We start from the raw sequence: 22,101 nt of genomic DNA on the forward strand, positions 1-22,101 counted from the left end.
GCTCAGCGCCCGGTCAGGTGCCAGGCGTCCTCGGACCCGTCCTCGTCGGCATCGTCGTGGTAGTCGATGACCTGCGTCCGGCCGTCGAGGTCGGTCTCGACGAGGTCCGTGCCCCGTTCGTCCCGGTCGTCCCTGGCGGGAGCCCCGGCGTCGGACGCCGCGGCAGCCGGCGACGGCCCGTCCCCACGGATGGCGGCGAGCGTGACCGCGAGATCGTCGGGCTTGACCAGCACGTCGCGGGCCTTCGACCCTTCCGACGGACCGACCACGCCGCGGGACTCGAGCAGATCCATCAGCCGGCCGGCCTTGGCGAACCCCACCCGCAGCTTGCGCTGGAGCATCGACGTCGAGCCGAACTGGGTGTTGATGACCAGCTCGGCGGCCGACAGCAGCACCTCCAGGTCGTCGCCGATCTCCTCGTCGATCTGCTTCTTCTCGGCCTGGACGGTGACGTCGTCCCGGTAGACCGCCTGCAGCTGGCCCTTGACGTGCTCGACGACGCGGTGGATCTCCGACTCGGTGACCCAGGCGCCCTGTACGCGCATCGGTTTGGAGGCGCCCATCGGCAGGAACAGGGCGTCGCCCTGCCCGATCAGCTTCTCCGCGCCGGCCTGGTCGAGCACGACGCGCGAATCGGTGACCGAGGAGGTGGCGAACGCCATCCGGGACGGCACGTTGGCCTTGATCAGGCCGGTGACGACGTCCACCGAGGGTCGCTGGGTGGCGAGCACGAGATGGATGCCGGCGGCGCGGGCGAGCTGGGTGATCCGCACGATCGAGTCCTCGACGTCGCGGGGGGCCACCATCATCAGGTCGGCCAGTTCGTCGACGATGACCAGCAGGTACGGGTAGGGCTTGATCACCCGCCTGGAGCCCGGCGGCGGGACGACTTTGCCGTTGCGGACCGCCTTGTTGAAGTCGTCGATGTGTTTGTACCCGTACGTGGACAGGTCGTCGTAGCGGGCGTCCATCTCCCGGACCACCCACTGCAGGGCCTCCGCGGCCTTCTTCGGGTTGGTGATGATCGGGGTGATCAGGTGCGGAACGCCCTCGTATGCGGTCAGTTCGACGCGTTTGGGGTCCACCATCACCATCCGCACCTCGTCGGGCGTGGACCGCATCAGGATCGAGGTGATCATCGAGTTCACGAAGGAGGACTTGCCCGCGCCGGTGGCGCCCGCGACCAGCAGGTGCGGCATCCGGGCGAGGTTCGCGACGACGAAGCCGCCCTCCACGTCCTTGCCGACGCCCATCACCATCGGGTGATCGGTCTTGCGGGCGTTGGTGGAACGCAGCACGTCGCCCAGGGAGACCGTCTCCCGGTCGCTGTTGGGGATCTCGATGCCGATGGCGGACTTACCGGGGATCGGCGAGAGGATCCGCACGTCGGCCGACGCCACCGCGTAGGCGATGTTCTTGCTCAGGGCGGTGACCCGCTCCACCTTGGTGCCGGAGCCGAGTTCGATCTCGTACCGGGTGACGGTCGGTCCGCGGGAGAACCCGGTGACCTCCGCGTCGACCCCGAAGTCGGTCAGGACCTTGGTCAGGGCGGCGACGACGGCCTCGTTGGCGGCGGAGCGTTCCTTCGGCGGGGTGCCGGGGGTGAGGAAGTCCGAGGCAGGCAGCGTGTAGGTGACGTCCCCGGCCAGCTGCAGCTGCTCGGACCGCTGCGGGATGGGCGTGGGCGGCATCTGCGGGGCGACCGGGGTGGACCGGACGGCGGCCAGCGCCTCGGTCGGACCGGCGTCGGCGTCGAGCCCCTGCTCGGCGCGCAGCCTGGCGGCGGCCTTCTCGGCCTGGGTGGGCCGGCGGACCCCCGGCGGCACGGTTGGCGCCTCGGCCACGGCGGGGATGTCGGCGGTGGCCGGTTCGGGCTCGCCCAGCAGGGCACGTTCGAACGCCTCGTCGCCGTCGTACTCGTCCAGGTCGCCGGCCCGGTGGTCCCGGTCCTTGCGCCCGAAGCGATTCTTCTTCCGGGCCGACCGGGCTGGTGGCGGGTCGTCGAGGTAGGACCGGTCGTGCTCGTCGGGCCGGGCGGCGCCGGCCTGCTGGCCGGTCAGATGCCGGTAGAGGTCGCGCAGCCGGGCGGGGATCCGCCCGAACGGGGTGGCGGTGATGATGAGCAGGCTCACGAACGCCAGCGCCAGCAGCAGCAGGAGGGTCCCGGCGGAGGTGATGATCTGGCTCAGCGGGCTCGCGGCGAGGAAACCGATCATTCCGCCGGCGGCCCAGAGCTGGTCGACACCCGCCGAGATCGTGGGCGCGCCGAGGGTGAGGTGGGCGACCCCGCTGGAGGCGACGGTGAGCACCGCCAGACCGATGGTCACCCGGTTGTTGGCACCCGTGGCCGTCGGCATCCGCATCAGCCGGATGCCGAGGATGACCAGGGCGAACGGCAGGACGAGGGCGATCGAGCCGAAGGTGCCGGCAGCGACGGCGTGCACCCCACGGGCGAACCACCCGGACAGGGACCACCACTCGACGGCGGCGACGAGGCCGGCCAGCAGGAGGAAGAGCAGGGCGCGCCCGTCCCGGCGGTCGTCCGGGTCGAGCCCCTCGACCCGGTGCCCGACGGCGCGGACGGCGTGGCCGACCCCGTGGGCGAGCCCGAGCCAGGCGCCGCGGACGGCGCGCACCGGCAGGGACGGCCGGTCGTCGGGCAGCGGGGCGCGCGAGGAGCCGCCCGAGCGGGCGGAGGACCGGCCGGTCCCGCCGCTGCCGGAGCGGGTGGATGCTCGCGACGCGCTGCCCTTGCCCTGGCGGGCGGGGGCGGGGGAAGTACGGGTCGCCATGTTTCCACGGTACCGCCGACACGCGTCAGCCCGCCGGATCAGCACGCCGGATCAGGGTGCCGGATCAGGCTGCCGGATCAGGGTGCCATCCCGGTTGGACGCCGACCAGCCGGAAGATCAGGAAGATCGACTGCAGGAACCACAGATGCTCGTAGCAGGAGGTTCTCCGCTGGGCGCGGGGTTACGCCTCCAGGACGACCGGGATGATCATGGGTCGCCGCTTGTACCGCCGGTTCACCCAGGAGCCGACGACCCGGCGGACGATCTGCTGCAGCTGGTAGGTGGTGTGGGCGCTGCCGGGACCGGACTGGACCGCGTCCTGCAGGGCGTCGGTGATCTTCGGGATGATCTCGGCGAACACCTTCTCGTCCTCGGCGAAGCCGCGGGCGTGGATCTCCGGCCCGGAGACTATCGTCCCGTTGTGCCGGTTGACGACGGTGATGATGGAGATGAAGCCCTCGTCGCCGAGGGTGCGCCGGTCCTTGAGGTCGTCGTCGGTGATCTCCCCCACGGTCGTCCCGTCGACGTAGATGAAGCCGCAGTCGATGCCGCCGACGACGCGGGCGACGCCGTCGGTCATGTCGACGACCGATCCGTCGTCGGTGAGCAGCACGTCCTCCTCGGCCAGCCCGGTGGCCTGTGCCAGTTTGCCGTTGGCGATCAGGTGCCGGACCTCGCCGTGCACCGGCATCACCTGCCGGGGACGGACGATGTTGTAGCAGTAGAGCAACTCGCCGGCGGCCGCGTGCCCGGAGACGTGGACCTTGGCGTTGCCCTTGTGCACCACATCGGCGCCGAGTTTCATCAGCCCGTTGATCACCCGGAAGACGGCGTTCTCGTTGCCGGGGATGAGGGAGGACGCGAGGATCACGGTGTCCCCCCGGCCGACCTGGACGCGGTGATCGCCGTTGGCCATCCGGGACAGAGCGGCCATCGGCTCCCCCTGGGAACCGGTGGACATCAGCACGACCTTCTCCGGCGGGTGGTCGTCGACCCTTTTGAGGTCGACCAGGATTCCCTCCGGGATGTGCAGGTAGCCCAGCTGCGAGGCGATCGACATGTTCCGCACCATGGAGCGGCCCACGAACGCGACCTTGCGCCCGTTCGCCTGCGCGGCATGCAGGACCTGCTGGACGCGGTGCACGTGGGAGGAGAAGGACGCGACGATGACGCGCTTGTCCGCCTGGCCGATGACCCGGTCGAGGGTGGGGCCGATCTCCCGCTCGGAGGACATGAAGCCGGGGACGTCCGCGTTCGTGGAGTCCACCATGAACAGGTCGACCCCTTCCTCGCCCAGTCGGGCGAAGGCGCGCAGGTCCGTGATCCGCCCGTCGAGGGGCAGCTGGTCCATCTTGAAGTCACCGGTGTGCAGGACGTTGCCGGCGGCGGTGCGCAGGAAGACCGCGAGGGCGTCCGGGATGGAGTGGTTCACGGCGACGAACTCGCAGGAGAACGGGCCGAGCTGTTCGATCTGTCCCTCGCTGACCGCGAGCGTGTACGGCTTGATCCGGTGCTCGGCGAGCTTGGCCTCGATCAGCGCGAGGGTGAGTTGCGAGCCGACCAGGGGGATGTCCGGGCGCAGCCGCAGCAGGTACGGGACGGCACCGATGTGGTCCTCGTGCCCGTGGGTGAGGACGACGGCGACGACGTCGTCGAGCCGATCCCGGATGCTGGTGATGTCGGGCAGGATCAGGTCGACGCCGGGCTGGTGCTCCTCGGGGAAGAGCACGCCGCAGTCGACGATGAGCAGCTTGCCGTCGAGTTCGAAGACGGTCATGTTCCGCCCGACCTCGCCGATGCCGCCCAGGGGGATGATCCGCAGGGTGCCGGGTTCGAGCGCCGGCGGGGCCTTCAGTTCCAGGGTGGAGTCACTCATGCGGACAGCTCCCAACCGGCCTCGGCCAGATCGGCGCGGATCAGGGCGGCCTCCTCCACGGACGGGCTCACCAGGGGCAGGCGCACGCCGGGGTGAGTGAGCACACCCTGCCAGGTGAGGATCTGCTTGGTGGCGACCGCGCCCTGCACCCGGGTCATGGTGGCGCGGATCACCGGTTCCAGTTCGTACGCGATCCGTTGGGCGGTGGGCAGGTCGCCGGCGACGACGGCGTCGACGAGCTTCCGGAACCGGGCGGTCGCGACGTGCGTGGTGACGCCGATGACGCCGACGGCGCCGAGCGCCATCCAGGGCAGGGTCAGCCCGTCGTCACCGGACCAGTACGTCAGGTCGGAACCGGCCAGCACCCGGGTCGCGGCGGCGAAGTCGGCCTTCGCGTCCTTGACCCCGACGATCCGGGGGTGCTCGGCCAGGCGAAGCATGGTCTCGGGCGCGATCGGGATGGCGGAGCGGCCGGGGATGTCGTACGCGATGATCGGCAGCCCGACCGCGTCGGCAATGGCGGTGAAGTGGGCCTGCACCCCGCCCTGGCTGGGCTTGTTGTAGTAGGGGGTGACGATCAGCAGACCGTCCACGCCCAGCTCCTCGGCGCGCCGGGACAGGTTGATCGAGTGGGCGGTGTCGTTGGTGCCGGTCCCGGCGACGATGCTGGCCCGGTCCCCGACGGCCTCGCGGACCGCCCGGAACATGGCGAGGTTCTCCTCGTCGGTCAGGGTGGACGTCTCGCCCGTGGTTCCGGTGACCACGAGCCCGTCGCACCCGTCGGCCACCAGCCGGTCGGCCAGCGCCGCGGCGGCGTCGAGGTCCACCTCCCCGTCCGGGGTGAAGGGGGTGACCATGGCGGTCAGCAGGCGACCGAAGGGGACGGTGGGCTCGGGCATGGCCTCCACGTTACCGGCTGCGGGCCCGGCGCCGGCGCAGCTTGACGACGACGAACCAGATCACCAGGAGAGCGATGACGGCGTAGATCACGTACTTGAGGGTGTCGACCCAGACCAGCACGGTGTCCCAGTTGTCACCGAGGACGTACCCGGCCAGGATGAACACGGTGTTCCAGATGCCGGAGCCGACCAGGGTGAGCAGCCCGAACCACAGGGCGGGCATCCGTTCGATGCCGGCCGGGATGGAGATGAGGCTGCGCACCCCGGGCAGGAACCGGCCGAAGAACACCGCCGCGGCCCCGTGCCGCGTGAACCAGGCGACCGCCTTCTCCACGTCGGCGACGTCGACCAGTGGAATGCGCCCGGCGAGCCGGACGATCCGGGCGTGGCCGAGCGCCCGTCCGATTCCGTACAGCGCGAAGGCGCCGATCACCGAGCCCGCCGTCGTCCAGGCGATCGCCTCGACGACGCCGAACTTGCCTTGGCTGGCGGCGAGGCCGGCCAGGGGGAGGACCACCTCGGACGGGATCGGCGGGAAGAGGTTCTCCAGGAGCACGGCCAAGCCGGCCCCGGGTGCGCCGATCGCGCCCATCACGTCGATCACCCAGCGGGAGACGGCACCGAAGATGCCTCCGGTGGCGCCGTCGACGGCGCTCTGGCTGCTCATCCCGACCCCGCCGAGCACGGCGACGCCCGCGAGGGCCGCCCCGGTCACGGCTGCACCATCGCGACGGTCCAGGCGCCGTCCGGCGTCGTCCGCGTGTAGCGCCGGCGCGGGTGGGCCCGGCCCGGATCGCTGGACCAGAACTCGACCGCGGTGGGCCGTAGTCGGTAGCCGTGCCACGTGGCCGGCCGACGGAGCCCGCCCGAGCCGGCGGCGATCTCGGCCGTGCGCCGACGCAGTTCGTCGAGCCCGGCGGGGTCGATCGGCTGCCCCTGCCCGGAGACGATGAACCCGGCCTGGGAGAGGCGGGAATGGGCGGCGAACAGGTCGTCGGAGTCGGCGTCACCGAGCATCGTCACGGGCCCGGTGACGCGGACCTGGCGCAGGGGCTCGGGCCAGAGCAGGACGGCGGCAGCCACCGGATGCACCGCCAGGTCGCGGCCCTTGGGGCTGCGCTCGGAGGTGACGAAGACGATGCCCGCGTGGTCGATCCGTTTGGCCACGACCACCCGGTTGGCGGGCTCGCCGTCCGGGGTCACGGTGGCCAGGGCGAGCGCGTCCGGCACCCCGGCGCCGGACGCGCGCGCCTCGTTCCACCACGTGTGCAGCCGGGCGAGCGGATCGGCGGGTGCCGCCGTGTCGGCCGCGGCGCCGGCCACGGGAACGACCCCGTTCACGGGGTGCCCCCGGACCTGCCGGCGACGGCGGGATGTCCGGGGTCCGCGGTGTGGTGGCGGATGGCGTCCCGCATGCTGCGCCGGGCTCGCGTCCGGTCTCCCGCGGCGTCGTAGGCCCAGGCCAGCCGGAACCAGCGGCGCCAGTCCTCCGGATCGGCCTGGACCTCCACCCGGTACCGTTCGAAGGCCGCGTCCGCGGCGGCCCGGACGATCCGGCCGGACGGTCGCCGCGGCAGATCGTCATCGGGCAGACCGCCCTCCCGTTCGAGCGTCCGGGCCAGCCGCTCCACCCGGGTCCCGAACGCGATCTCCCGGGCCAGCACCCACGCGCCGACGACGGGCAGCAGCAACAAGGCGACCCCGAGCCCCTTGGCGAGGAACCCGTCGGAGGCCAGCAGCAGCCACCCGCGCTGGGCGGTGAGGACGAGGTACAGCGCGAGCAGGACGACGACGACGGCGACCCACACCCGGGTGGCCAGGAAGAAGAAGGCCGGGGCGATGAAGATCAGGGCGAGCCAGAAGTCGAACGGCGAGGCCAGGGCGCCGAGCACCAGCAGGACCAGGCCGATCAGGTGGCGGGTGCTCAGGGCGCGCCGCGCGCCGTCTCCTCGTCGTTCCCCGGCTTCGCCCGGCCCCTCGGCGTGGGCGCCGTGCCCGGTGGTCTCACTCATCGCTCGGTCCTCTGCTCGTCTCGGGTGCGCGTCTCGTCGAGACCGAGGAAGGCCTCAAGCCCGTGGGTGAGCCCCGGGGCGCTGGGCACGGAGCGGATCCCGAGCAGGACGCCGGGCATGAAGGAGGCGCGGTCCAGCGAGTCGTGCCGGATGGTGAGGGTCTCACCGGGGGATCCGAGCAGGACCTCCTGGTGGGCGACCAGCCCGCGCAGGCGGACGCTGTGCACGCGCACGCCGTCGACCTCGGCGCCGCGGGCACCGGGGGCGGCGGTGCGGGTCGCGTCCGGGCTCGGCCCCGTGCCGGCGGCGCGGCGGGCGTCGGCGACCAGGGCGGCGGTCCGGGCGGCGGTCCCGGAGGGGGCGTCGACCTTGTCCGGGTGATGCAGCTCGACGATCTCGACGGACTCGAAGAACCGGGCCGCGCGGGCGGCGAAGGCGGTGGCGAGGACGGAGCCGACGGCGAAGTTCGGGGCGATCAGCACGCCCACCCCGGGAGCGGCGGTCAACGCGTCGCGCAGGCCCCGCAGGCGGGACTCGTCCCAGCCGGTGGTGCCGACGACGGCGTGGATGCCGTTCCGCACGGCGACGTGGACGATCTCCTCGGTGCTGTCCGGGACGGTGAGGTCGACGAGGACGTCGGTCCCGGCGCGGACGAGCTGCGCCAGGTCGTCGCCCCGGCCGAGCGCGGCGACGAGTTCGAGGTCGTCGGCGGCGTCGACGGCGTCGACGGCGGCCGCACCCATCCGGCCGCCGGCTCCGGTCACGGCCACCCGGATCCGCTCGCCGCTGGTCGGCGCTGCGACGCGGGCGCGTTCCTCCTGGGGGTCCTGGGGGGTGTCGACCATGTGTCCCAGCCTAACTGGCGGCGTGCATCCGGCAGCACGACCGAGCGGTGCCGGTGAGCGAGACCACAGCCGGTTCCCGACCGGCGGGCGACCGGATCCCGTAGACTGATCACGTTTTGGTAACAGTGACGCGCAGCCCCGCAAGCGGCCCCCCAACCTGTCCGGTCCCCCGCGTGCGCCCGGGGCTCGAGGCCAGCCGCGCGCCCCGTCCCCGCCACGTGGGCGTTCCGGGCCTGGACGGCCTGCGCGCCCTCGCCGTCGTGCTCGTGATGCTGTATCACCTGCTGCCCCAGTGGGTGCCCGGCGGCATGATCGGGGTGGACGTGTTCTTCGTGATCAGTGGCTTCCTCATCACCTCGCTGCTGTTGGTCGAGTTCCGCAGCACCGGCCGGATCCGGCTCGGCGCGTTCTGGCTGCGACGCGCCCGGCGCCTGCTGCCGGCGATGCTGCTCGTCCTGTTCGTGTCCACGACGGCCGCGGCCCTGCTCGGCGGTGACGTGCTGGTGGGCCTGGGTCGACAGCTCACCGGTGCGCTGACGTACACCAGCAACTGGCTCGGCATCACGTCGGGTTCGGCCTATTTCGCGCAGACCTCGCCGCAGCTGCTCACCCACTTCTGGTCGCTCAGCGTCGAGGAACAGTTCTACGTGGCGTGGCCGCTGCTCGTGGTCGGGCTGCTCCTGCTGAAGGTGCGACGCGCGTTGCTGGTCGGCGCCGCCACGGCCGCCGCCGTCGCCTCCGCGGCCGGGATGGCCGCCCTGCACGTGCCCGGCTCGGAGGCCACCCGGGTCTACTTCGGTACCGACACGCACAGCTTCGGGCTGATGGCCGGTGCCGCGCTCGCGTTCGCACTGCCGCACGCCCTCGACGCGGCCCGCAGGGTGACCGTGGGGCCGGTGGCGGCCCGGGTGCGGCACGCCGTCGGACTGGTCTGCCTGGCCGGGCTGGTCGCCTGCGGCGTGCTGCTGACCGAGCGCAGCGACGTCACCTACCAGGGCGGTCTGGCGCTGGCGACCCTGCTGACCGTCGGCGTCGTCCAGGCGCTGATGACCGGGCACGCCGGGGTGTTGAGCCGGGCGCTCGCCCTCCGTCCGCTGGTGTGGATCGGCCGCCGGTCGTACGGCCTGTATCTGTGGCACTGGCCGCTGTTCGTGTTGCTGCACTACGCGAACCCGACGCTGCCGATCCTCGCCCAGGCGCTCATCGTCGCCGTCGTCACGCTGGCCGCCACCGAGGCGAGTTACCGGTGGGTGGAACTCCCGGTGCTCCGGCTCGGCTGGCGCGGTGCGATCCGCTCGCTCGCAGCGCACACCCTCTCGCGCGGTCGGAAGGCGCTGGCGGTCGCCGTGGTCGCGGTGACGGCCGTGCTGGGCAGTGCCGGGGTGGCCGCGGCCGGCGTCGTCGACGCCCCCGCCATCACCCAGGCGCAGCGGCAGATCGAATCCGGTCAGCGGGTGCTGGACGCGCGGCCGACGGGCGCGGACCGGGGCGACGGCGCCGGGGACGACGTGACCGTCATCGGGGACTCGGTGACGGTGGCCTCGACCGCCGCCCTCGAGCGGGACCTGCCGGGCGCCGTGATCGACGCGAGCGTGGGTCGGTCGATGAACGACGCCGCCGACGTCGCCGGCCGGCTGGCCGGAAAGGGCCGGCTGAACCGGACCGTGGTCGTCGGCCTGGCCACCAACGCCGATTTCTCCGGCGCCCGGGTGCGGGAGCTGCTCGACGTCCTCGGACCCGACCGGCGACTCGTGCTCGTGACCGGTTTCGCCCCGGACCGGGTGTACTGGACGTCGGAAGCCAACCGGGCGCTGCGCGAGGCGGTCACCGACGACCCGCGGATCACGGTCGCCGACTGGCAGACGGCGATCTCCGCGCACGCGGACTGGCTGGCCAGCGACGGCATCCACCCCACCCCGCGCGGCCAGCAGCTCTACGCCGACGTCATCGCCCGCGCCGTCCGCGGATCGTAAGACCCGCCGCGGCGGCCGGAACACCCGGCGGCACCCGGCCCTCACCCGAGCGCGGCGGCGTCCTCGAACGGGCCGACGACGACGGTGCTGCGCGGCCCCGACGCGAGCGTGCGAGCGAGCTCGGTGACCTGCGCGGCGGTGACCGCCTGCACCCGGGCGAGTGACTCGTCCAGGTCGATGAACCGGCCGTGCACCAGTTCGGCGCGGCCCAGCCGGGACATCCGGGAGGCGGTGTCCTCCAGCCCGAGCACCAGACCGCCGCGGAGCTGTCCCTTCGCCCGGTCCAGTTCCTCGGTGCCGAGTCCGTGGTCGGCGAGGCGGGCCAGTTCCGACTCGAGCAGGCCGAGGACCTCCCGTGTCCGGGACGGTGAGCAGCCGGCGTACATGCCGACGTACCCGGCGTCCGCGTAACCGGCGGCGAAGGAATAGGTCGAATAGGCCAGGCCGCGTTTCTCGCGGATCTCCTGGAACAGCCGTGACGACATGCCGCCGCCGAGCGCGGCGTTGAGCACGTTCAGGGCGTGGCGGCGCTCGTCCGTGGCGCTCGGGCCGGTGGTGCCCATGATGATGTTGGCCTGCTCGACGGGCCGCTGGACGACCTGCAGGTCGGTGGCGGAGGTGATGACGGCCGGGGCACCCGCCCGGCGCGCCACCGGCATCGCATCGGGATCCAGCCGCCAGCCGGACCGGCGCAGCGCCGCCAGGACGAGCGCGCACACGGCGTCGTGGTCGAGGCTGCCGGCGGCCGTCACGACCAGTTCCTCCGGCCGGTAGTAGCGCCGGTAGTGCGCGGCCACGGAGTCGCGGCCCACACCGCGGATGATCTCCGGCGTCCCGCCGATCGGCCGGCCCAGGGGGTGCTCCCCGAGCACGGCCGCGGCGAAGCGTTCGTGCGCGACGTCCCCGGGATCATCGCCCGCCATCGCCAGTTCCTCGAGGATGACGGTGCGTTCCTGCTCCAGCTCGTCGGGGTCGAGGGACGCGGAGGTGACCATGTCGGCCATCGTCTCGATCGCCATCGGCAGGTGCTCGTCCAGCACGTGCGCGTAGTAGCAGGTGCTCTCCTTCGCCGTCGCCGCGTTGGACTCACCGCCGACGGCGTCGAAGGCCGCGGCGATGTCCAGAGCGGACCGGGTCGGGGTGCCCTTGAAGAGCAGGTGCTCGAGGAAGTGGGTGGACCCGTACTCGCCGGGCGCCTCGTCCCGGGAGCCGACGGCGATCCAGAAGCCGACGGTGACGGCGCGCTGGCCGGGCATCGCCTCGGTCAGCACGCGCACGCCGCCGGGCAGCACGGATCGCCGCACCGGCGCGTCGGACGCGGTGGGCCAGCCGGGGCCGGAAGTCGAGGTGGTGGTCATGGTCGCTCCTGGGAATGGGTGGAGAGGGCTGGCAGGGATCCGGTCCGGTCCGGGCCTGCCCCGGCGGGAAAACGACGGGAGGCCCGCCGCACGTGGCGGCGGGCCTCCCGCACGGTGCCCTCGATCAGGGGGCGAGTCGGACGGCGGATCAGCCCTCGGCCGGAGCCTCCGCGTGGACCCGTTCGGCGGTGTTGCCGGACCCGGCGTCACCGGATCCCGCGCCGTCGTCGTCGACCACGGGCGCCAGGGACAGCTTGCCGCGATCGTCGACCTTGGTGATCTCGACCTGGACCTTCTGCCCGACGCCGACGACGTCGTCGACGTTGTCGACCCGCTTGCCGCCGGCCAGCTTGCGCAGCTCGGAGATGTGCAGCAGACCGTCCTTGCCCGGCGTCAGGGAGACGAACGCGCCGAACGTGGTGGTCTTGACCACGGTGCCCAGGTAGCGCTCCCCGATCTCCGGGACCTGCGGGTTGGCGATCGCGTTGATCGCCGACCGCGCAGCCTCCGCGGACGGGCCGTCGGTGGCGCCGATGTACACGGTGCCGTCGTCCTCGATGGAGATGTCCGTGCCGGTGTCGTCCTGGATCTGGTTGATCATCTTGCCCTTGGGCCCGATCACCTCGCCGATCTTGTCGACCGGGACGCGGACGCTGATCACGCGCGGCGCGAACTCGCTCATCTCGTCCGGGCCGTCGATCGCGGCGGCCAGCACGCTGAGGATGTGCAGGCGAGCCTCGCGGGCCTGCTTCAGGGCCGCGGCCAGCACCGAGGCGGGGATGCCGTCGAGCTTGGTGTCCAGCTGGATCGCGGTGACGAACTCACTCGTACCGGCGACCTTGAAGTCCATGTCGCCGAACGCGTCCTCGGCGCCGAGGATGTCGGTCAGGGCCGCGTACCGGGTCTGACCGTCGACCTCGTCGGACACCAGGCCCATGGCGATACCGGCCACCGGGGCGCGCAACGGCACACCGGCGTTCAGCAGCGACAGGGTCGAGGCGCACACGGACCCCATCGACGTCGAACCGTTGGAGCCGAGCGCCTCGGAGACCTGGCGGATCGCGTAGGGGAACTCCTCACGGGACGGCAGCACCGGCACGATCGCGCGCTCGGCGAGGGCGCCGTGCCCGATCTCGCGCCGCTTGGGCGAACCGACCCGGCCGGTCTCACCGACGGAGAACGGCGGGAAGTTGTAGTTGTGCATGTACCGCTTGCGCTTCACCGGGGACAGCGAGTCGATCTGCTGCTCCAGCTTGAGCATGTTCAGCGTGGTGACGCCCAGGATCTGGGTTTCGCCGCGCTCGAAGATCGCCGAGCCGTGCACCCGCGGGAGCACCTCGACCTCGGCGGTCAGGCTGCGGATGTCGGTCAGGCCGCGGCCGTCGATGCGGACCTGCTCGCGCAGGATCCGCTGCCGGACGACCTTCTTGGTCACCGCGTTGAACGCACCGGCCACCTCCTTGCCGCGGCCCTCGAACTGCGCACCCTCACCGGCCAGCCGGGCGACGGTGGACTGGACCAGCTCGTCCGAGGCCGCCTCCCGCTCCTGCTTGGCGGCGATGGCGAACACGCGGGCGACGTCGTCGGACGCCTCGGCGGCGACGACGTCGTACACGTCCTGCTCGTAGTCCGTGAAGATCGGCAGCTCGATCGCCGGCTTCTGGGCGCGACCGGCCAGATCGGACTGCGCATCGCACAGCGCGCGGATGAACGGCTTGGCCGCCTCCAGGCCCTCGGCCACGGTGTCCTCGGTGGGAGCGGGGGCGCCCTGCTCCTTGATCAGCGTCCAGGCGTTGTCGGTGGCCTCCGCCTCGACCATCATGATCGCGACGTCGTCACCCGCACCGTCGGAGACCATACGGCCCGCCACGACCATGGAGAACACGGCGTTCTCCAGTTCGGAGTGCTTCGGGAACGCGACCCACTGGGCGCCGCCGGAGCCGTCCGTCACCAGCGCCACGCGGACGCCGCCGATCGGGCCGGAGAACGGGGCACCGGTCAGCTGGGTGGACATGGACGCCGCGTTGATGGCCACGGCGTCGTACAGCTCGTCCGGGTTGACGGACATCACGGTGATGACGACCTGGACCTCGTTGCGCAGGCCCTTGGTGAAGGCGGGGCGCAGCGGGCGGTCGATCAGGCGGCAGGCCAGGACCGCGTCGGTGCTGGGCCGGCCCTCACGCCGGAAGAAGGAACCGGGGATGCGGCCGGCGGCGTACATCCGCTCCTCCACGTCCACGGTCAGGGGGAAGAAGTCGAAGCCCTCGCGTGGCGATTTGCCGATCGCGGTGGCCGACAGCATCGACGTGTCGTCGTCGATGTAGACCATCGCCGACCCGGCGGCCTGCTGGGCCAGCCGTCCGGTCTCGAAGCGGACCGTGCGCTTGCCGTAACGGCCGTTGTCGATGACCGCCTCGGCGTACTTGATCTCGGGACCCTCCATGAAGGAAAGTCACCTCCGTTTCTGTGATCGTGGCCGCGCCGCCGGCACACGCGGGAGTCCGCGCGTGTGGCACCCGGTCTTCGATCGAGATCCCCGGGGCTGATCCGCGTCGTGTGGACGCGGTGTGCCCGGAGATCACTACCGAGGACCGCAGCTGCCGTCCGGGAGCGCTGGCCGGGATGATTTCGGGTTCCCCCGATCCCGTGTCGGGATCGGAGTGGAACGGGAAAGGCGGCCGGCACCGGTTCCCGGACCGGCGGTGGAGCCGCCGGTCCGGACACGATGGTGTCCAGCCGCCTTCCAGTGTATCGGTGCGGACGCGCTCAGCGGCGCAGGCCGAGCCGTTCGATCAGGGACCGGTACCGCGTGATGTCGGTGTCGTGCAGGTAGGTCAGCAGCCGGCGACGCCGACCGACCAGGGCCATCAGACCACGGCGGGTGTGGTGGTCGTGCTTGTGCACCTTCAGGTGTTCGGTCAGATCCCGTATCCGCTTGGACAGCAGAGCCACCTGCACCTCCGGCGAACCGGTGTCGCCCTCGGCGGTGGCGTACTCCGTCATGATCTGCTGTTTGGTGGCGGCATCGAGTGCCATGGATAACTCCTGTCGAGTCAGTACCGTGTCAGGTCGGGTGCCGGGCCGGACGGCACGTCACCACGCGGGCGACGAAGCGGGCCGAGAACGGCGCGGGCCCGGCAACCACGGACTGCAGCCGGACCCAGCGAACCAGTCTACCAGCGCAGGGGTACCCGTCAGCACCGGTCCAGTCGGGAGAGCTTTGGGCACCGTTGCCTGTTGAAGGTCTCGTCGTCCTCGACCTCGGAGTCACTCATGCGCCGGACCATGACCATCCTTGCCACCACCCTGGCCCTCGCCCTGGCCGGCGGCGCAACCGCCGCCCCCGCCCAGGCCAGCACCCGTCATCCCGCCCCGGGCAGCCCCACGCCCGTCACCGCAGCGAACCTGCTCACCCCGCTGTCCGTCGCCACCGGACGCGGCTCATCGGTCCTGTTCAGCCAGAACTTCAGCGGCACACTGAGCCGGACGGACGCCCGCGGCACGGTACGCACCGTGTACCAGTCCCGCACCCCCGGCGCGGAGGTGGGGGCGGTGTCCTACCGCTTCGGAACCACCTTCTTCGCCGAGAACACGGGAGCCGGACCGGACCCGGCGCCCAACACCGGGCTGATCAGGTCGATCTCGGGGGACGGCAAGGTCCGCACCCTGGCCGACGTCGCGGTCCACGAGGCCAGACGCAATCCCGACGGCAACGTCAGGTACGGCTTCCGGGACGTGTCCGCCTCCTGCCGGGCCCAGCTGCCCGCCGCAGTGCCGGGCGCCTACCGGGGCGAGGTCGACTCCCACCCGTACGCCACCGAACCGGTCGGCGACGAGGTGTTCGTCGCCGACGCGGGCGGCAACGACATCGTCGCCGTCAACCGGTGGACCCACCGGGTTCGCACGGTCGCCGTGCTGCCGCCGTCGGTCACCCGGGTCACCGCGGCGATCGCCGCGGGCATCGGCCTGCCGGCCTGCACGATCGGTCACGACTACTACTTCGAGCCGGTGCCGACGGGCGTCAAGCGAGGCTGGGACGGCTGGCTCTACGTCTCCACCCTGCCGGGCGGCCCGGAAGGCCCGGCTCTGGGCGCCCGCGGCGTGGTGTATCGGGTCAACCCGTGGAACGGTCGCGTCCAGCGCTTCGCGGCCGGCCTGCTCTCGCCCACCGGCCTCGCGTTCAGCCCGCGCGGCGACCTGTACGTCGCGGAACTGTTCGCCGGGCGGGTCTCGGTGATCCCGCGCGGCTCGCACACCGCACGGCCGTACGCGTCGGTGCCGTTGCCGGCCGATGTGGCGGTGAAGGGCGGCACGCTGTACGTGAGCACCAACGCGCTGCCGGCCGAGGGCGCTCCTCCCGCCGGGCAGCTCGTCTCGTTCCGGCTCGGCCGGGACCGCGACGGCCATGACCAGGACGGCCAGGTCGGGCCGAACCAGGACGCCGACTGAGGCCCCGCCCCGCGCGGGGGCCCGGGTGATCGAGCAGCGCCCCGGTCACGCCCGCTGGGCGTGACCGGGCGTCCGCGCGCCGTGCAGCACCGTCCGGGTCGCCGCGATGTCCAGGTGCATCTGCTCGATCAGCGCGTCGACGCCGGCGTACGCGACCATCCCCCGCAGCCGGTGAACGAACTCGACGGCCACCCGCTGGTCGTAGAGGTCGAACACGTCGACGTCCTCGCCGGCCGGCCGGTCGATGACGTGCGCCTCCACCTGTCGGCTGACGCCCTCGAAGGTCGGGTTGGAGCCCACCGAGATCGCCGCGGGCCAGCGATCGCCCCGCGCATCGACGAGCCACCCCGCGTACACCCCGTCGGCGGGGATGTAGCCGACGGCGTCCGGGTCCAGGTTCGCGGTCGGGAAGCCGAGCGCCCGGCCGCGCGCGGCACCGTGCACCACCAGCCCCCGCACGCGATGCGGCCGACCCAGCACGGTGGCAGCCGTGCGGACGTCGCCCGCGTCCAGGGCCTCCCGGATCCAGGTCGAGGAGCAGCGTCGTTCCCGGCCCGCGTCGGCCGGGTCGTCCGGGTCGCCGATACCGAACTGGTACTCCTCGATGACGGTGACGTCGACGTCGTGGGCGGCACCGAGCCGCTCCATCAGCGCCCGGTCCCCGGCGTTCCCCCGGCCCCACCGCACGTCGTGCCCGACGACGACGGCCCGCGCGCCCAGCGTGTCGAGGAAGACGCCGGTGACGAAATCCTCGGCGGTGGTCTGCGCCAGCTCGGCCGTGTAGTGCATCACCAGCACGGCGTCGACGCCGAGATCGGCCAGCGCCTCCAGCCGGTCGGCCAGGCCCATGATCAGGGTCGGCGCACTCTCGGGACGGTGCACGGTGGCCGGGTGCGGATCGAAGGTGACGACGACGGCGGGCAGCCCCCGGTCACGGGCCTGCCGCACCAGTTCCGCGATCACCTGCTGATGGCCGCGGTGCACGCCGTCGAAGTTGCCGATGGTCACCACGCTGGGTCCGAACCCGGCGGGAACCTCGGCGAGGCCAGGGAAATACTGCACGCGTGTGTTCTCCTTCGGGCGCCCCCGATCCGGGGGCGCAGGGCGGTCAGCGGCCGGCGGCCAGGGACCGTTTCAGGTCGACGGTCTTGGTGATCCACCGGTGCCAGACCAGCAGGGCCGCGGGGAACGCCAGCTCGAGGATCATCAGGACGATCATCAGCCAGTGCGGCGTCGCCCCGACGATCGCCCACGAGATCACCCGGCCGACACCGCCGAAGAAGACCATCATGCAGACCAGCCAGAGCACCGTGACCCACTGGAACTTCACGGCGATGGCGATGAACGCGGCGCCGACCCCGATCTGCTGGGCGGCGAAGAACCGGAACTGGCTCTCCAGGGTGGGATCGAAAGGACCGGTCGCCGCGTTCGGCAGGCCGTGCGTGCCGGCCAGGAGGAACCAGGCGCCGACCACCACCAGCACCACGCCCACGCCGATGACGACGGCGCGGAAGGTGCCCCAGTCCGAGCCCGGACGGTTCTCGCCGGCGCGGCCCGGTGTCCTGTCACCCGGTGTCCGGCCGCGGGTGTCACGCCCTCGGGTGTCGCGGCCCCGGGTGTCGCGGCCCCGACGCTCCCCCGCGCCCGGGCCGGCGCCGCCCTGCGGTTCCTCGATCGGTCCGGGACGGGCCTGGTTCTCACTCACGCTGCTGCCTCGATTCGTGGCCGGGAGGGGCCCGTCGGAACTGGTGCGCTCACAGTTTCTCACGTGGCGCTTCGCCGGGCGCCGCGGGACGAGCCGGCCCGCCGTCAGCGCCGTCACCGGCGGCACCGCCGTCACCGGCGGCACCGGGGTCAGCGCCGTCACCGGCACGGAGGCTGAGCAGCCACACGTCGACCGGATCCCCGCGCAGGCTCGCGAAGTCGGGCAGTTCGGCCCGGAAGGTGAAGCCCAGCCGCCGAGCCAGGGCCAGGCTGGCGTGGTTGCCGACGTAGGCCTGCCAGTAGAGGGTGCGCATGCCGAGGCCCTCGACCGCGTAGTCGATCAGCAGGAGGCAGGCCGCGGTGCCGATGCCTCGGCCGCGGGCGGCGGGCCCAATGTTGATCCCGACGTCCGCGGTGGTGGCCCGGAAGGCGTGCAGGCCCACGGTGCCGAGCAGCGCGTCGTCGTCCGTGTCGGCCACGGCGAACACGTGGTTGGTGCCGTCCCGCCAACCGTCCGGCACGGTGTGGTGCAGATACGTCAGGGCGTCGTCGGGGGTGTAATCCAGCGGGACCGGGACGAATCGGCGCGTGGCCTCGTCGCGGCAGTTCTCCACCAGTGCCGGGACGTCGTCCTCCCGCAAGGCGCGCAGCCGCACGGTCGGCCCCTCGATCAGGGGCGCCACCGGGGCGGGTCGCGGGGAGGTCTCAGGCACCGTCGCCACCCCGCCGCGGCTCCGTCGTCGTCCCCCGGGCCGTCCCGCTCTCCGCGCGCCGGGCCCGGCCGGGCCGGTTCCGGTGCAGCCACCACAGCCCGACGATCGGCAGCACCAGCGGCACGAAACCGTAGCCGCGGCCGAAGGCGGACCACACGGTGTCGTGCGGCAGTGCGGTCGGGTCGAGCACGCTGAGCAGCCCGACCGCGAGTACCCCGACCAGCTCGATGCCGACCGCGACGACGGCCGCGGTCCAGGAACCAGGCCGGCGGGAGGCCAGGCACACGGTGGCGACGATGTACACGGCCGCGGCGAAGGCGGACAGCAGGTAGGCCAGCGGCGCGTCCGCGAATTTCGTGGCGATCTGGAAAGTGGCACGCGCGGAGGCGGCGAGGGCGAAGATCGCGTAGACGGCGATGACCAGCCGCCCGGGCCCGGACGCTTTCGAAGTGCGGGGTGCTTCGTTCACAGGCCGCCCCGTCCTTCCCAGATCTGCAGCATGCGGGCCATCATGACGAACACGGTCACGCCCACGGCGGCGAGCACGAGGGTGCTCCACCGGGTGCGCTCGACCAACGACCAGTACACCGCCGCGGGCGGGATGAGGGCGGCGGTGATCAGGTAGCCCCAGTACTCCCAGGGGGCACCGCGCGGGCCGGCGCCGAGGACCGAGCCGATGATCGCGGCGACGACGACGACGAGCAGCACCAGTTCGACGGCCAGCACGGAGAAGACGGTCAGGTTGTCCGGGATGCGGCCGCGGACCCCCTCGACTACGCACACGGCCGTGGAGAACAGGCCCACCACGGTGGTCAGCCAGAACAGGACGCTCATCGCGGTCCGGATTCCGGGGAGATGCGCGGGCCGTTCGTGCTCCCGTCGTCCTTCGGTGCGGCCGGGTCCGGATCGACGAGGACGAGCGCCGGGCGGGCGGATCGCCCGTCGTCCTGCACGACGGCGGCGAGCCGGCCGTCCTCGGTCCGTGCGGCCACGGTCCCGGGAACCGGCCCGGGCCCGAGCCGACGCCCGTGCGCCAGTTCGGTGACCTCGGCGGCGCCCACGGTGCGGCTCGGCAGCACGGCGGCGGCAGCGGCACCGGCGTCGATCAGTCGCAGCGTCCCGTCGAGCGCCCGGTCCGCCTCGAGCTGGTCGAGGGTGGCGGCGTCCTCGATCCGGAACGGTCCGACGGCCAGGCGGCGCAACCGGGTCAGGTGGCCCCCCACACCCAGTGCCGCGCCGAGGTCCCGGGCGAGGGCTCGCACGTACGTTCCCGAAGAGCAGTCCACCTCGACGTCGACGTCGAGAACGGGGACCCCGTCCGCCTCGGTCGCGTGCAGCCGCTCGACCGTGAACCGGGAGACGGTGACCGGGCGGGCGGCCAACGTGACCTCCTCACCGTCGCGCACCCGCTTGTAGGCGCGCTGCCCGTTGACCTTGATGGCGCTGACGGCGCTGGGGACCTGCTCGATGGCGCCGGTCAGGGCAGCCACCCCGGCACGAACGGCCGCTTCGGTGACCCCGTCGGTCCCGACCGCGGCGACGATCTCGCCCTCGGCGTCGTCGGTCACGGTCGCCTGGCCGAGCCGGATGGTCGCCGCGTAGCTCTTCGGGGTTCCGACGACGTAGGTGAGCAGTTTCGTAGCCCGGTTCACGCCCAGCACGAGCACGCCGGTGGCCATGGGGTCCAGGGTGCCGGCGTGGCCGACCCGGCGGGTGCCGGCGAGGCGGCGCATCCGGCCGACGACGTCGTGGCTGGTCCAGCCGTCCGGCTTGTCCACCAGCACGAATCCGTCACGGGACTCGTGGGGGTTTCCGGGCGCTGGCACGCAGACGATCCTACCGCCACGTCACCCTAGACTGGCCGCATGCCCGCCCTGGCCGCGCATGTGCGCACCGTTCCACCGAACCTGATCCGCGAGATCACGCAGGCCGCCTGGGCCACCGGAGACGCCGTCGTCCTCTCGATCGGGGAACCGGGTTTCCCGACCGACGAGCACGTGCTGCGGGCGGCCATCGAGACGTACGAACGGGACGAGACCTTCTACACCCCGAACGCGGGGCTGCTCCCGCTGCGGCAGGCCTTCGCCGACCGGGTCAACGCGCAGCAGGGCCTGCACCTGGACCCGTCCCGCATCTACGTCGTCACCGGGGCTCAGCAGGGTCTGCACCTGGCGATGAGCCTGACCCTGGACGCCGGCGACGAGGTGCTGGTCCCCGACCCCGGTTACCCGACGTTCATGATGACCGCGTCGCTGGTGCACGCGGTGCCGGTGCGGTACCGGCTGCGGCCCGAGGACGGGTTCGCGCCGCGGGTGGCGGATCTTGAGGCGCTGGTGACGCCGGCGACCCGGGCGATCGTGCTGAACTCCCCGTCGAACCCGCTGGGCGCGGTGTTCGACCCGCCGACGGTGCGGGCGTTGATGGACTTCGCGGTCGAGCACGACCTGTGGGTGATCTCGGACGAGTGCTACGAGGCGTTCACGTACGACGGCGTCGAGCACGTCAGCCCGCTGCGGTACGACACCGACCACCGCGTGATCGTCTGCCACACCCTGTCCAAGACGTACGGGCTGACCGGGCTGCGGATCGGGGCGCTGGTCGTACCGCCCGGGACGGCGGCCCGGATCGACCCGGTGATGGAGGCCGTCGTCTCGTGCGTGAACCCGGCGGTCCAGCACGCGGCCGTCGCGGCCCTGACCGGGCCACAACGGTACATCGACACCGTCCGTGCCCACTACCGGGTCAACCGGGACACCGCGCAACGACTGCTGGCGGCGCGGGGGTACCCGTTCCTGCCGGCCACCGGCGCGTTCTACCTGTGGGTCGACGTGAGCGCCGTCAGCGGGGGCGACGTGCGGGCGTGGTGCCACCGGCTCCTCGCCGAGCACCGGGTCGCCCTGGCCCCGGGCACGGCGTTCGGGCCGAGCGGTGAGGGCTGGGCGAGGGTCGCGCTGTGCGGCTCGACGGACGCCCTCGTCGAAGGCCTCTCCCGCCTGCCCGCGCCGTGACGCTCGCCGGCGAGGAACGACGGGCTCAGTCCTCGGGATCGGCGGGTTTGCGGTAGGGGTCCTCCTCGCCCGCGTAGACGGCGCCGGAGGCCTGGGCGGCCAGCGCGGCGTCCCGCTCACGGGCGGTGCGCAGCAGATCCTCCACGTGAGAGGCGTTGACCGGCACCTCATCGGCGACGAACGTCAAGGTCGGCGTGAGCCGGGCGGTGATGTTCCGACCGACCTCGGAGCGCAGCACGCCCTTGGCCGACTCGAGCGCGGCTCGCGTGGACGCCTGCTGCTCCTCCTCGCCGAACACCGTGTAGTACAGGGTTGCGTGCTGCAGGTCGTTGGTCACCCGGCAGTCGGTGATCGTGATGAATCCGAGTCGGGGGTCCTTCACCCGCCGCTCCAGTGCCTGCGCGACGATGACCTTGATCCGGTCACCGAGCCGGGCGGCCCGTGCTGCGTCGGCCATGGTGGGTACTCCTTC

Annotated in this window: 20 protein-coding genes; 3 read left to right on the forward strand and 17 right to left on the reverse strand. The window is 72.3% G+C overall.

All coding sequences use genetic code 11. The features are described 5' to 3' along the window. Positions 1–2 precede the first annotated feature (2 nt). From BKD30_RS09645 to dapB, 7 genes are all read right to left on the reverse strand, one after another. Positions 3–2,792 (reverse strand): FtsK/SpoIIIE family DNA translocase, encoded by a 2,790-nt coding sequence (locus BKD30_RS09645; RefSeq protein ID WP_076704265.1) that lies wholly within the window; start codon positions 2,790–2,792, stop codon positions 3–5. A gap of 181 nt (positions 2,793–2,973) precedes the next feature. Then, positions 2,974–4,668 carry a ribonuclease J gene (locus BKD30_RS09650; protein WP_076704266.1) on the reverse strand — a complete coding sequence of 565 codons (1,695 nt, stop codon included), beginning with the start codon at positions 4,666–4,668 and terminating at the stop codon, positions 2,974–2,976. Continuing rightward, positions 4,665–5,567 carry a 4-hydroxy-tetrahydrodipicolinate synthase gene (dapA, locus tag BKD30_RS09655; RefSeq protein ID WP_076704268.1) on the reverse strand — a complete coding sequence of 301 codons (903 nt, stop codon included), beginning with the start codon at positions 5,565–5,567 and terminating at the stop codon, positions 4,665–4,667. The genes BKD30_RS09650 and dapA overlap by 4 nt, the downstream gene beginning before the upstream one ends. A gap of 10 nt (positions 5,568–5,577) precedes the next feature. Further along, a complete protein-coding gene (locus BKD30_RS09660; RefSeq protein ID WP_235861592.1) occupies positions 5,578–6,282 on the reverse strand; it encodes a DedA family protein in 705 nt (234 codons plus the stop codon). Continuing rightward, a complete protein-coding gene (locus tag BKD30_RS09665) occupies positions 6,279–6,908 on the reverse strand; it encodes a pyridoxine/pyridoxamine 5'-phosphate oxidase (RefSeq protein WP_159440563.1) in 630 nt (209 codons plus the stop codon). Before BKD30_RS09665 ends, BKD30_RS09660 begins: the two co-directional genes overlap by 4 nt. Further along, positions 6,905–7,417, reverse strand: a complete 513-nt coding sequence (locus BKD30_RS09670; protein WP_076704377.1) for a tetratricopeptide repeat protein — start codon at positions 7,415–7,417, stop codon at positions 6,905–6,907. Before BKD30_RS09670 ends, BKD30_RS09665 begins: the two co-directional genes overlap by 4 nt. Before the next feature lie 158 nt (positions 7,418–7,575). Further along, a complete protein-coding gene (gene dapB, locus BKD30_RS09675) occupies positions 7,576–8,424 on the reverse strand; it encodes a 4-hydroxy-tetrahydrodipicolinate reductase (protein ID WP_083956231.1) in 849 nt (282 codons plus the stop codon). A gap of 173 nt (positions 8,425–8,597) precedes the next feature. On the opposite strand from dapB, the gene BKD30_RS09680 reads away from it, so the two are divergent. Continuing rightward, on the forward strand, positions 8,598–10,397 hold the full coding sequence (locus BKD30_RS09680) for an acyltransferase family protein (protein ID WP_076704269.1): 1,800 nt from the start codon (positions 8,598–8,600) through the stop codon (positions 10,395–10,397). 41 nt (positions 10,398–10,438) lie between these two features. Here the strand turns inward: BKD30_RS09680 and BKD30_RS09685 are convergent, their stop codons facing one another. The 3 genes from BKD30_RS09685 to rpsO form a co-directional block, all read right to left on the reverse strand. Then, positions 10,439–11,755 (reverse strand): M16 family metallopeptidase, encoded by a 1,317-nt coding sequence (locus BKD30_RS09685; RefSeq protein ID WP_076704271.1) that lies wholly within the window; start codon positions 11,753–11,755, stop codon positions 10,439–10,441. Positions 11,756–11,903: 148 nt separating this feature from the next. After that, positions 11,904–14,198, reverse strand: coding sequence for a polyribonucleotide nucleotidyltransferase (locus tag BKD30_RS09690; protein WP_076704272.1), 2,295 nt, complete (start codon positions 14,196–14,198; stop codon positions 11,904–11,906). Between the two features lie 323 nt (positions 14,199–14,521). Then, positions 14,522–14,791, reverse strand: coding sequence for a 30S ribosomal protein S15 (rpsO, locus tag BKD30_RS09695; RefSeq protein ID WP_076704274.1), 270 nt, complete (start codon positions 14,789–14,791; stop codon positions 14,522–14,524). Positions 14,792–15,040: 249 nt separating this feature from the next. Between rpsO and BKD30_RS09700 the strand changes: the two genes are divergently transcribed. Beyond that, on the forward strand, positions 15,041–16,204 hold the full coding sequence (locus BKD30_RS09700) for a ScyD/ScyE family protein (RefSeq protein WP_235861594.1): 1,164 nt from the start codon (positions 15,041–15,043) through the stop codon (positions 16,202–16,204). A gap of 45 nt (positions 16,205–16,249) precedes the next feature. Here the strand turns inward: BKD30_RS09700 and BKD30_RS09705 are convergent, their stop codons facing one another. Genes BKD30_RS09705 through truB form a run of 6 tightly spaced genes read right to left on the reverse strand, consistent with a single transcriptional unit; the run spans position 16,250 to position 20,447 of the window. Further along, positions 16,250–17,266: a bifunctional riboflavin kinase/FAD synthetase gene (locus BKD30_RS09705; protein ID WP_076704277.1), complete on the reverse strand. Its 1,017-nt coding sequence runs from the start codon at positions 17,264–17,266 to the stop codon at positions 16,250–16,252. A 46-nt stretch (positions 17,267–17,312) separates the two neighbouring features. Further along, positions 17,313–17,909 (reverse strand): DUF4345 domain-containing protein, encoded by a 597-nt coding sequence (locus BKD30_RS09710; protein ID WP_076704278.1) that lies wholly within the window; start codon positions 17,907–17,909, stop codon positions 17,313–17,315. Positions 17,910–17,958: 49 nt separating this feature from the next. Then, positions 17,959–18,621 (reverse strand): GNAT family N-acetyltransferase, encoded by a 663-nt coding sequence (locus tag BKD30_RS09715; protein WP_159440564.1) that lies wholly within the window; start codon positions 18,619–18,621, stop codon positions 17,959–17,961. Next, positions 18,614–19,111, reverse strand: coding sequence for a hypothetical protein (locus BKD30_RS09720; RefSeq protein ID WP_076704380.1), 498 nt, complete (start codon positions 19,109–19,111; stop codon positions 18,614–18,616). Before BKD30_RS09720 ends, BKD30_RS09715 begins: the two co-directional genes overlap by 8 nt. Then, a complete protein-coding gene (locus BKD30_RS09725; RefSeq protein ID WP_076704281.1) occupies positions 19,087–19,455 on the reverse strand; it encodes a hypothetical protein in 369 nt (122 codons plus the stop codon). The genes BKD30_RS09720 and BKD30_RS09725 overlap by 25 nt, the downstream gene beginning before the upstream one ends. After that, the gene (gene truB / locus BKD30_RS09730) at positions 19,452–20,447 is read right to left on the reverse strand and encodes a tRNA pseudouridine(55) synthase TruB (protein ID WP_083956236.1); all 996 of its coding nucleotides are present in this window, start codon (positions 20,445–20,447) and stop codon (positions 19,452–19,454) included. Before truB ends, BKD30_RS09725 begins: the two co-directional genes overlap by 4 nt. 39 nt (positions 20,448–20,486) lie before the next feature. On the opposite strand from truB, the gene BKD30_RS09735 reads away from it, so the two are divergent. Continuing rightward, the gene (locus BKD30_RS09735) at positions 20,487–21,629 is read left to right on the forward strand and encodes a pyridoxal phosphate-dependent aminotransferase (protein WP_076704284.1); all 1,143 of its coding nucleotides are present in this window, start codon (positions 20,487–20,489) and stop codon (positions 21,627–21,629) included. 25 nt (positions 21,630–21,654) lie between these two features. Here the strand turns inward: BKD30_RS09735 and rbfA are convergent, their stop codons facing one another. Beyond that, entirely contained in the window at positions 21,655–22,086 is a 432-nt protein-coding gene (rbfA, locus tag BKD30_RS09740) for a 30S ribosome-binding factor RbfA (protein ID WP_076704286.1), read from the reverse strand. Positions 22,087–22,101: the final 15 nt, after the last annotated feature.

This window comes from Tersicoccus phoenicis, from assembly GCF_001968835.1.
Taxonomy (GTDB): Bacteria; Actinomycetota; Actinomycetes; order Actinomycetales; family Micrococcaceae; genus Tersicoccus; species Tersicoccus phoenicis.